The organism is Simplicispira sp. (genome assembly GCF_028687295.1).
Taxonomy (GTDB): Bacteria; Pseudomonadota; Gammaproteobacteria; order Burkholderiales; family Burkholderiaceae_C; genus Simplicispira; species Simplicispira metamorpha.
The window spans coordinates 1-8942 of sequence record NZ_JAQUAL010000138.1 but is presented as its reverse complement, the minus strand read 5'-3'; the positions used below and the strand labels follow the sequence as shown (position 1 = coordinate 8942).

The window sequence follows — 8942 nt, the reverse complement described above, 5'->3', positions numbered from 1 at the left end:
TGGATACACCAAGGTGCGCTACCGGGGATTGAAGAAGAACACGTTGCAGCTCAAGACGCTGTTTGCGCTTTCCAACCTGTGGATGGTGCGTCATCAATTGCTGGCGGCGCAGGCATGAGTGCGCCTGAAAACGGGCAAGGGGCCGCGAAAGCGGTGCAAATGGCCCGAAAGGGCGTGAAAAATGGCGCGAAGATGCGAGCAAAACGGTTGCAATTGCGTCATTTGAAAACATCGGCCATGTAGCACTCATGAATCCGAGTTATTCAGAACATCCCTAAGGAAATCCTGTAACACCCACCCTCGCGTTTGGTGAGAGTCAGCAGGCAATGGCGCCATCACTGTCCATGGCTTGCGGCATGGGGAGGAAACTGATGGCTTTGGTGATGCAGGCTACCAAGGTGTAGACAAACGCCCGGATGCCCAAAAGGGCGTCACTTGGCATATAGCCATGTATCCGGGTAAACGCAAAGAGCTGTTCAAGGAAAAAAAGCCTGTTGACGCCCTGATCGTACAGATTGATGAGCTCAAGTTACTGTGTCGCTCATTAATTCTATTTTTTCAACGCGCCCTTGAGTTTTAATGCCTTTTTTTCTATTAAATGCCATGACAAAAAAGCAAAAATAGTTGTTGTTATTAATACAAAAAAGAGCAGTAGCCACCATGGAATAGCGTCTTTCCATAGCCATATGAATGTTTGCTGAACTGGGAATGCGTATATGTATATGCCATATGAGATGTCGCCATATCGGCCCGCTCTGTTTATTATGTCGGTATTTAAATTTCCCAAGAACAAGGTTGTTATTGGAACAACAAAAAACAAAGCAAGTATTGGTTTTAAAAATAAAACAGCAATCCCACCTAATATCCATCCGATAACAAGCAGTGCAAGAGCTAGTTTAAAGTTCTCATGAATTTTTAGTTTGTAAAAGCAAGCCCCGGCCATAAAAAATATACTAAACTGAAATAAATAATAATCATTTACAGATATTTTTGAGCTTTCAATAAGATGGCCAAAATTTGGCTCCATCCAGAAATAAACCAGTGCAAGTATAAAAAATAGTGTTGGAATAACATACTTATTTCGGAATGCGCCAAAGGAACCCACGAATGCCAATAAAAGATAGCACTTCACTTCAAGTGGAATTGTCCAGAGAGAACCATTCAATGACCATTGAAGTGCATTCCCAGAGAACTCCAGCGGTAGGATGTCTTTTGTTGAAAAATAAAGATTCTTAAAATATTTTATAAAATTTTCGTGTGCAAAATACTCACTCATTGTCAGGTTGGTGATGAGTGGGCCCAGCGCCAAAGAGGTTATTATGATAACTACAGCAAGAGCTGGCCAAATCCTTAGAAATCTCTTGAAAAGAAATCTCCATGCATTGGGGTCTAGATCAAAACTCTGAGATACCAAGAATCCACTGATGGAAAAAAATATTAATATGCTTAATCCGCCCAAAGAATGAACATTTAATATCGATGGCTCTTTAATTCCCATCAGGGCGTATTGGTGTGAAAAAAGCACTGAAAATGCGGCGGCTATTCTGATAAAGTCAAAATTATTTGATCTTGATGAATTTACATTGCTCATGTAATTACTTATTTTTGATAAAGTTAAGTGCTATTATGCTGCGTTGAATTATACGCAAGCCATATCCCAGCGACTTGGCGCTTATAGCACAGTCTCTGAGCTATAAGCGCAGCATCCTGCATCCCCAGCCATATTATATTTCTCTCCTTCCGTTATATAAAAACCGGCAGCCTATGATTTTTGTATGGCGAGATAGTTTTCACGCCGCGAATCGGAAACACTGCAACGCAACCCCGAACCTTGTCCTATGCTCGACCTGACCCACTGGCCCCTTGACGCCCGCGCCCGCACGGTGGGCGTGCTCACCGACGTGGACGACACCCTCACCACCGACGGCGCCATCACCCCCGACGCCTTGCAGGCCATGGCGGCGCTGCGGGCGGCGGGGCTGTACGTCATCGCCATCACCGGGCGGCCTGCGGGCTGGAGCGAGCCCTTTGCCACCACCTGGCCGGTCGATGCCATCGTGGCCGAGACGGGTTCCGTGGCCCTGCTGCGCACCCCGAAAAATAGCAGCCAAAACGGCCTCCAGCCCAATAGGGAAGGGCGCGAGCAGCTATCAAAATGGTATCTGCAAGACGCCGCCACGCGCGCTGCCAACTACGCGCGCATGCAGCAGGTGGCGCAGCAGGTGCTGCGCGAGGTGCCCGGCGCGGTGCTGGCGCAGGATTCGCCCGGGCGCGAGACGGACATCGCCATCGACCACAGCGAGTTCACGCAGCTGCCGCCCGAGGCCATTGCGCAGACGCTGGCCATCCTGCGCGCAGCGGGCATGAACGCGCAGATCAGCAGCATCCACATCAACGCCAGCTACGGCACGCACAACAAGCTGGTGGGCGCGCGCTGGATCGTGCGCGAGCTGCTGGGCCGCACGCTGGACGATGAGATGGAGCGCTGGGTGTTTGTCGGCGATTCGCTCAACGACCAGGTCATGTTTGAGCATTTTCCGCACAGCGTGGGCGTGGCCAACGTGGCGCGCTTTGCGCCGCAGCTGCGCTACCTGCCGCGCTACGTGACGCAGGCCGCGCGCGGCGCCGGGTTTGCCGAGATGGCGCGGGCGATTCTGGCGGCCAAAGCGGCCCCGGGGGCGTAGCGCCGCAGCGCGCACGGCCCATGCAAAACGCCCTCATCCGAGGGCGTTTTGCATATCAAAAGTGACCTTGAGGCCCGCCAGACGCGCGCAAGTGGCTATCAAGTCAATAGCAGTTTGCGCCCCTGGTGGTGGCCGCAGCGGCAGCGGCAGCGCTTTACTGTGGCTTGGCCAGGCCCAGCTTCTCGACCAGGGCCTTCTCGCGGGCGAAGGTGTCCTGGGCAAACTTCTGGTACTGCGTGGTGCTCATGTAGATGGGCACCATGTCGTAGCGGGCCAGGACGGATTTGTAGCTGTCTTGCTCCATGGCCTGCTTGAAGGCGTCGTGCAGGCGCTTGACCACCGCCGCTGGCGTGCCCTTGGGCGCACCCAGGCCAAAGGGCGAGTTTTGCACCACGTCCAGCCCCAGCTCCTTGAGCGTGGGCGCATCGGGGAACTTGGCCAGGCGCTCGGCGCCCCAGGTGTTGAGCACGCGCAGCTTGCCCGCCTCCACCTGCGGCGCAAAGCCGGTGGAATCGGCGGCGGCCATGAGCTGCCCGCCCAGGGTGGCCTGCATCAGATCGGCGCTGCCTTTGTAGGGGATGTGCAGCAGCTCAATGCCCAGCTTTTGTGCCACCAGCTCCATGGTCAGGTGCGGGCTGGTCATGGCGCCGGTGGAGCCGTAGCTGAGTTTGCCGGGGTTGGCCTTGGCCCAGGCGACGAAGTGCGTCCAGGTCTTGATGGGCGAATCGGCGGGCACCACCACGCCAAAGGCATAGCCCGTGAGGTTGATCACGTAGCTGATGTCCTTGACCGGGTCCCAGTTGATCTTGGTGGTGTAGGGCATGCGGAACACGCCCAGCGGGATTTGCGCCAGCGTGTAGCCATCGGCCGCGCTGCTCTGCAAGGTTTGTGCGGGCAGCGTGCCGCCCGCGCCGGGCTTGTTCTCGACGATGACGGGCTGGCCCAGGATTTTGCTGGCGTTGTCGGCCAGCACGCGCATGCTGATGTCGGTAGGGCCGCCTGCGGGAAAGGCCACCAGCAGCTTGATGGGCTTGGCGGGAAAGGTCTGCGCATGGGCGCTGCCCAGCGAGAGGGCAGTCAGGGCGGCTGCGCCCCAGTGGAGGATGTTTCGACGCTGCAAAGCAGGCTCCTTCAGTGAAAGGGGGTTATTGGGCACCAGACCAGCGCGCCGCGCATGCAGGAAACCCCTGAAACTGTCACTGATGCGACATGTTTTTTGAGGCCCGGTATGCCGTGTGTTTTGAGTAGCAAAAGGGGGCTGTAGCGCCCGTCTGGCCAGCGCGAGCAGCTATTCTTTCAGGAGCGATTCAGCATGCGTGGCGGGTGGCTGTTCCACGGGGTGCGCTTGCACGCTGGCATCGCAGCCTGCGCCTGCGGCAATCCAGCGCCGCGCCAGCCAGGCCAGCGCGTCCACGGCCCAGGGGCGCGTGATGCCGGTCGCGCCACCGGGGTCGGCCACCATGGCGCACAGGTAGCGCTGCTGGGCATCGCTCCAGCGCAGCGCCACACACGGCCCGGTGCGCCGGCGCGACACCAGCATGCCCAGCGGGCAAGGCGCGTCCAGGCAGCACAGGCCGCAGCCATTGCAGGGTGTGCCCTCGGGCGGCTTCGGGGGGGCGCTGGGGTGCCAGTGGACGATGTGCCCGTCCACGGGGTGGCCCGTCTGGCCCTGTGACGGCGGCATGGACGGTTCAGCGCCCATGCCGGGTTGTTGCGCACCGCTTTCGGGCATCTTCACCCCCGCGCCAGCACCGGCGCCAGCGCGCAGCCGGTGTGCGTGCCCAGGCGCACCAGGTCTTCGGGCGTGGCAGCGGCCACGATGTGCCCGCCCGCCTCGCCGCCTTCCGGCCCGAGGTCGATGACCCAGTCGGCCTCGGCGATCACGTCCAGGTCGTGCTCGATGACGATGACGCTGTGGCCGCCGTCCACCAGCCGGTGCAGCACGCGGATGAGCTTGTGTACGTCGGCCATGTGCAGGCCCACGGTGGGTTCGTCCAGCACGTACAGGGTGTGCGGTGCCTTCTGGCCGCGCCGGGTGACGTCGTCGCGCACTTTGGTCAGCTCGGTCACGAGTTTGATGCGCTGGGCTTCGCCGCCGCTCAACGTGGGGCTGGGCTGGCCCAGCGTGAGGTAGCCCAGGCCCACGTCTTGCAGCAGTTGCAGCGGGTGGGCAATGGCGGGCATGCTGGCAAAAAAGCCCACGGCCTCATCGACTTCCATGCGCAGCACGTCGCCAATGCTTTTGCCGCGCCAGCTCACGGCCAGCGTTTCGGGGTTGAAGCGCGCGCCGTGGCAGACCTCGCAGGGCACTTTCACATCGGGCAGAAAGCTCATGGCGATGGTGCGTATGCCCGCGCCCTCGCAGCTGGCGCAGCGGCCCTCGCCGGTGTTGAAGGAAAAGCGCCCGGCGCCGTAGCCGCGCGCCTTGGCCTCCAGCGTGTCGGCAAACAGCTTGCGCACGGTGTCCCAGAAGCCGATGTAGGTGGCGGGGCAGCTGCGCGGCGTTTTGCCAATGGGCGTTTGATCGACTTCGAGCACGCGGTCAATGCTTTCAAAGCCTTGCAGGCCGGTGCAGCCGACCAAAGAAGGCGCTTGGCCCGCATCCATGACCTCGCGCCCGGCCTTGGTGGCGCGCTGGCCCACCCAGGCGGCCACGTTGGTCAGCAGCACATCGCGCGCCAGCGTGGATTTGCCCGAGCCGCTCACGCCGGTAATCGCCACCAGACGGTGCAGGGGCACTTGCACGGTCACATCGTGCAGGTTGTGCAGATGGGCGCCGTGCAGCGTGAGCCAGCGCATGGCGGCGCGCGTTTGGGCCTCGGTCAGCGCATCGGCGGCCAGCGATGCCGCTTGTGCGGCGCGCTTTTTGGCGGCGGCGCTTTGGCGCCCGGCAGGGGCAGCGGGCGCCTCGGAGAGGGCTGCGGCAGGCTCGGCCAGCGCGCCCACGGCAGCGCTGGCCTCGCCGGGCACCATGCTGCGCCGCGCTTGCAGCGGGTGGCGCATGGCATGCAGCAGGTAGCGGCCCGTTTGCGAGTCGGGTGCGGCGGTGATGTCGGCCACGCTGCCCTGGGCCACCAGCCGCCCGCCGCGCTGGCCCGCGCCGGGGCCAATGTCGATGATGTGGTCGGCACGGCGGATGGTGTCCTCGTCGTGCTCCACCACCACCAGCGTGTTGCCCTTGGCGCCCAGCTGGTGCAGGGCGTTGAGCAGGATGTGGTTGTCGCGCGCGTGCAGGCCGATGGTGGGCTCGTCCAGCACATAGCACACGCCTTGCAGGTTGCTGCCCAGCTGCGCGGCCAGGCGGATGCGCTGCGCTTCACCGCCACTCAGGGTGGGCGCGCCCCGGTCCAGCGTCAGGTAGCCCAGGCCCACTTCTTCGAGGAAGGCCAGGCGGCTCTCAATCTCGGGGATCAGGTCGCGGGCGATGTCGGCTTCGCGCGCGCTCAAGCTGCCCTCGGTTTGCAGTGCCTGCACCCAGCGGCGCAGGTCGCTGACGGACAGCCGTGCCAGCTCGGTGATGGCCACGCCATCCACGGCAGCATCTTTTGCATGATTTTGGCCTCCGGCGCTTGCGGGCTGTGCGCTAGCAGCTATCAATTTTGCAAACTGCGCGCCAAAGCGCACGGCCCGCGCGGTGGCGTTGAGCCGGGTGCCCGCGCAGCCGGGGCAGACCACATCGCCCACGTCGGGCGCGTCGGGCTCGGCAAAGGTTTGCTCGCGGCCTTTTTGTTCGTCGGCCAGCACCGAGTCGTCCAGCACCTGGCGCTGCGCGGCCGTGAGTTGCACGCCGGTGCCCACGCAGTCGGGGCACCAGCCGTGCTTGCTGTTGTAGGAGAAAAGGCGCGGGTCGAGCTCGGCGTAGCTGGTGGCGCAGACCGGGCAGGCGCGCCGTGTCGAGAACACCTGCAAGCGGCCTATGCCTGCCGTGGGCGCACCCGCTGTCATCGCCTCTTGCAGGCCGTCGAGGCTGGACAGCACATGCACCACGCCCTTGCCGTGCTCCAGGGCGCGGGCCAGGGCGGTGCGCAGATCGGCTTCGTTGTCGGGCGCCACGGTCAGGCTCATCACCGGCAGCTCGATGGTGTGCTCCTTGAAGCGGTCGATGCGCGGAAAACCCGTGGTCGGCAAAAAGTTTCCATCCACGCGCAGGTGGCTGTGGCCGCGCGCGCTCGCCCAGTCGGCCAGTTCGGTATAGACGCCCTTGCGCGCCACCACCAGCGGTGCCAACAGGCCGATGTGCTGGCCCCGAAACTGCGTGAGCAGCTGCGCGGCGATGCGCTCTGCCGTTTGTGGCTGCACGGCGGCGCCGTCTTTGGTGCAGTGCTGCACGCCCAGCTTGACGTACAGCAGCCGCAAAAAATGCCACACCTCGGTCGTGGTGCCCACGGTGGACTTGCGCCCGCCCCGGCTCAGGCGCTGCTCAATGGCCACCGTGGGCGGAATGCCATACACGGCATCCACCTCGGGCCGCCCGGCCGGTTGCACGATGCTGCGCGCGTAGGCGTTGAGGCTTTCCAGGTAGCGGCGCTGGCCCTCGTTGAACAAAATGTCAAACGCCAGCGTGGATTTGCCCGAGCCGCTCACGCCCGTGACCACGCTGAACTGGCCGCGCGGAATGTCCACGCTCAGGTTGCACAGGTTGTGCTCTTTGGCGTTGACGATTTGTATGGCGTTTTTGGCCTCTAGAGCTTGCGGAATAAGCGCTTGCAGCTCACTTTTCAGGAGCGGTGCGGGGCGCTCTTGCACCGCCAGGTCGCCCAGGCCCAGCGCCTGTGCGTACTCGCGCAGGGCCGCGCCGGTGTGCGATGTCGGGTGCTGGCGCACGTCCTGCGGCGTGCCCTCGGCCACGATCATGCCACCGCCGTCGCCACCCTCGGGGCCCAGGTCAATCAGCCAGTCGCTGGCGCGGATCACGTCCAGGTTGTGCTCAATGACGATGAGCGAGTGCCCGGCGTCCAGGAGCTTGCGCAGTGCGCGCATGAGCTTGGCAATGTCGTCAAAGTGCAGGCCGGTGGTGGGCTCGTCGAACAAAAACAGCGTGCCCTTGCGCGCCAGTGGCTGGCGCGACTTGGCTTGCGTGCGCGCGGCCTCGGCCAGAAAGCCCGCCAGCTTCAGGCGCTGGGCCTCGCCGCCCGAGAGCGTGGGCACGCTCTGGCCCAGTTGCAGGTAGTCCAGCCCCACGTCGATGAGTGGCTGCAAGGCGCGGATGACTTGGGCGTCATCGGCAAACAGCGCAGCCGCTTCGCTCACCGTGAGTGCCAGCACGTCGGCTACGTTCAGCGCCACGGTGGCGGGGCGGGGTAAATGGGGGGCAGATTCCAATTGATTGGTGCTGGGGCCATCGCCCACTGGCTGGCCTGCCAAAGAATGGGGCTCTGACCCCCATCTCTCTGGCCCCGATTTCTCGGGCCCCGCCCGTTCGATGGTCACTTCCAGAATTTCGGGGCGGTAGCGTTTGCCGTCGCAGTCGGGGCAGCGCAGGTACACGTCGCTCAAGAACTGCATCTCCACATGCTCAAAGCCCGAGCCGCCGCAGGTGGGGCAGCGCCCGTCGCCGCTGTTGAAGCTGAATTTGCTGGCCGTATAGCCGCGCTGGGCGGCCAGCGGTGCGGTGGCAAACAGCTCGCGCAGGGTGTCCCACGCGCCCACGTAGCTGACGGGGTTGGAGCGCGCGGTTTTGCCGATGGGCGATTGATCGACAAACACCACATCGCCCAGGTGGTCGGCGCCCAGCAGGCGCACAAAGCCGCCGGGCGCCTCGGTGGCCTTGCCAAAGTGGCGCAAGAGCGCGGGCGCCAGCACGTCCTGCACCAGGCTGGATTTGCCCGAGCCGCTCACGCCCGTCACGCTGACCAGGCGTTGCAGCGGAAACTGCACCGTGACGTGGCGCAGGTTGTGCGCGTGCGCGCCTTCCAGAACCAGGCGCGGCGTGGCCTCGGTCACGGGGCGCACAAAGCCCATGCCGATGTGCTTGCGCCCGCCCAGGTACTGGCCGGTGAGGGTGTCGGCGTGGCGCAGCGCCTCGGGGGTGCCGTCAAAAACGATGCTGCCACCGCGCGCACCGGGGCCGGGGCCCATGTCGATCATGCGGTCTGCGGCCAGCATGACCGCCGGGTCGTGCTCGACCACCACCAGCGTGTTGCCCGCATCGCGCAGGCGCAGCATGGCTTCGGTGATGCGGTGCATGTCGCGCGGGTGCAGGCCGATGCTGGGCTCGTCCAGCACAAACAGCGTGTTGACCAGGCTGGTGCCCAGCGC

5 protein-coding genes and 2 pseudogenes are annotated in these 8942 nt (G+C 62.8%); 3 read left to right on the top strand and 4 right to left on the bottom strand.

Annotated elements, in window-relative coordinates; translation table 11 throughout:
* Window positions 1-118: pseudogene (locus PHX69_RS13240) on the top strand (IS5/IS1182 family transposase); the annotation flags it as partial.
* Between the two features lie 198 nt (window positions 119-316).
* Window positions 317-550, top strand: a pseudogene (locus PHX69_RS13235) (IS5/IS1182 family transposase); the annotation flags it as partial.
* On the opposite strand, the gene PHX69_RS13230 reads toward PHX69_RS13235, so the two are convergent.
* Window positions 551-1591: an acyltransferase family protein gene (locus PHX69_RS13230; RefSeq protein WP_288044247.1), complete on the bottom strand. Its 1041-nt coding sequence runs from the start codon at window positions 1589-1591 to the stop codon at window positions 551-553. It abuts the pseudogene before it with no gap.
* Window positions 1592-1838: 247 nt separating this feature from the next.
* Here PHX69_RS13230 and PHX69_RS13225 point away from each other — a divergent pair, with 247 nt between their 5' ends.
* Window positions 1839-2684 (top strand): HAD family hydrolase, encoded by an 846-nt coding sequence (locus PHX69_RS13225; RefSeq protein WP_288044245.1) that lies wholly within the window; start codon window positions 1839-1841, stop codon window positions 2682-2684.
* Between the two features lie 154 nt (window positions 2685-2838).
* Here the strand turns inward: PHX69_RS13225 and PHX69_RS13220 are convergent, their stop codons facing one another.
* The 3 genes from PHX69_RS13220 to PHX69_RS13210 form a co-directional block, all read right to left on the bottom strand.
* On the bottom strand, window positions 2839-3804 hold the full coding sequence (locus tag PHX69_RS13220; protein WP_119012674.1) for a Bug family tripartite tricarboxylate transporter substrate binding protein: 966 nt from the start codon (window positions 3802-3804) through the stop codon (window positions 2839-2841).
* Between the two features lie 168 nt (window positions 3805-3972).
* Complete coding sequence (locus PHX69_RS13215) at window positions 3973-4368, bottom strand: hypothetical protein (protein ID WP_288044250.1); 396 nt, start codon at window positions 4366-4368, stop codon at window positions 3973-3975.
* A gap of 50 nt (window positions 4369-4418) precedes the next feature.
* Window positions 4419-8942, bottom strand: a 4524-nt coding sequence (locus PHX69_RS13210) for an excinuclease ABC subunit UvrA (RefSeq protein WP_288044243.1), incomplete at its 5' end; no start/stop codon positions are given.

What these genes read in the sequence shown, in the direction of transcription:
- PHX69_RS13230 (WP_288044247.1), bottom strand. Translation starts at nt 1,591, where the DNA reads ATGAGCAATGTAAATTCATCAAGATCAAATAATTTTGACTTTATCAGA.
- PHX69_RS13225 (WP_288044245.1), top strand. Translation starts at nt 1,839, where the DNA reads ATGCTCGACCTGACCCACTGGCCCCTTGACGCCCGCGCCCGCACGGTG.
- PHX69_RS13215 (WP_288044250.1), bottom strand. Translation starts at nt 4,368, where the DNA reads ATGCCGCCGTCACAGGGCCAGACGGGCCACCCCGTGGACGGGCACATC.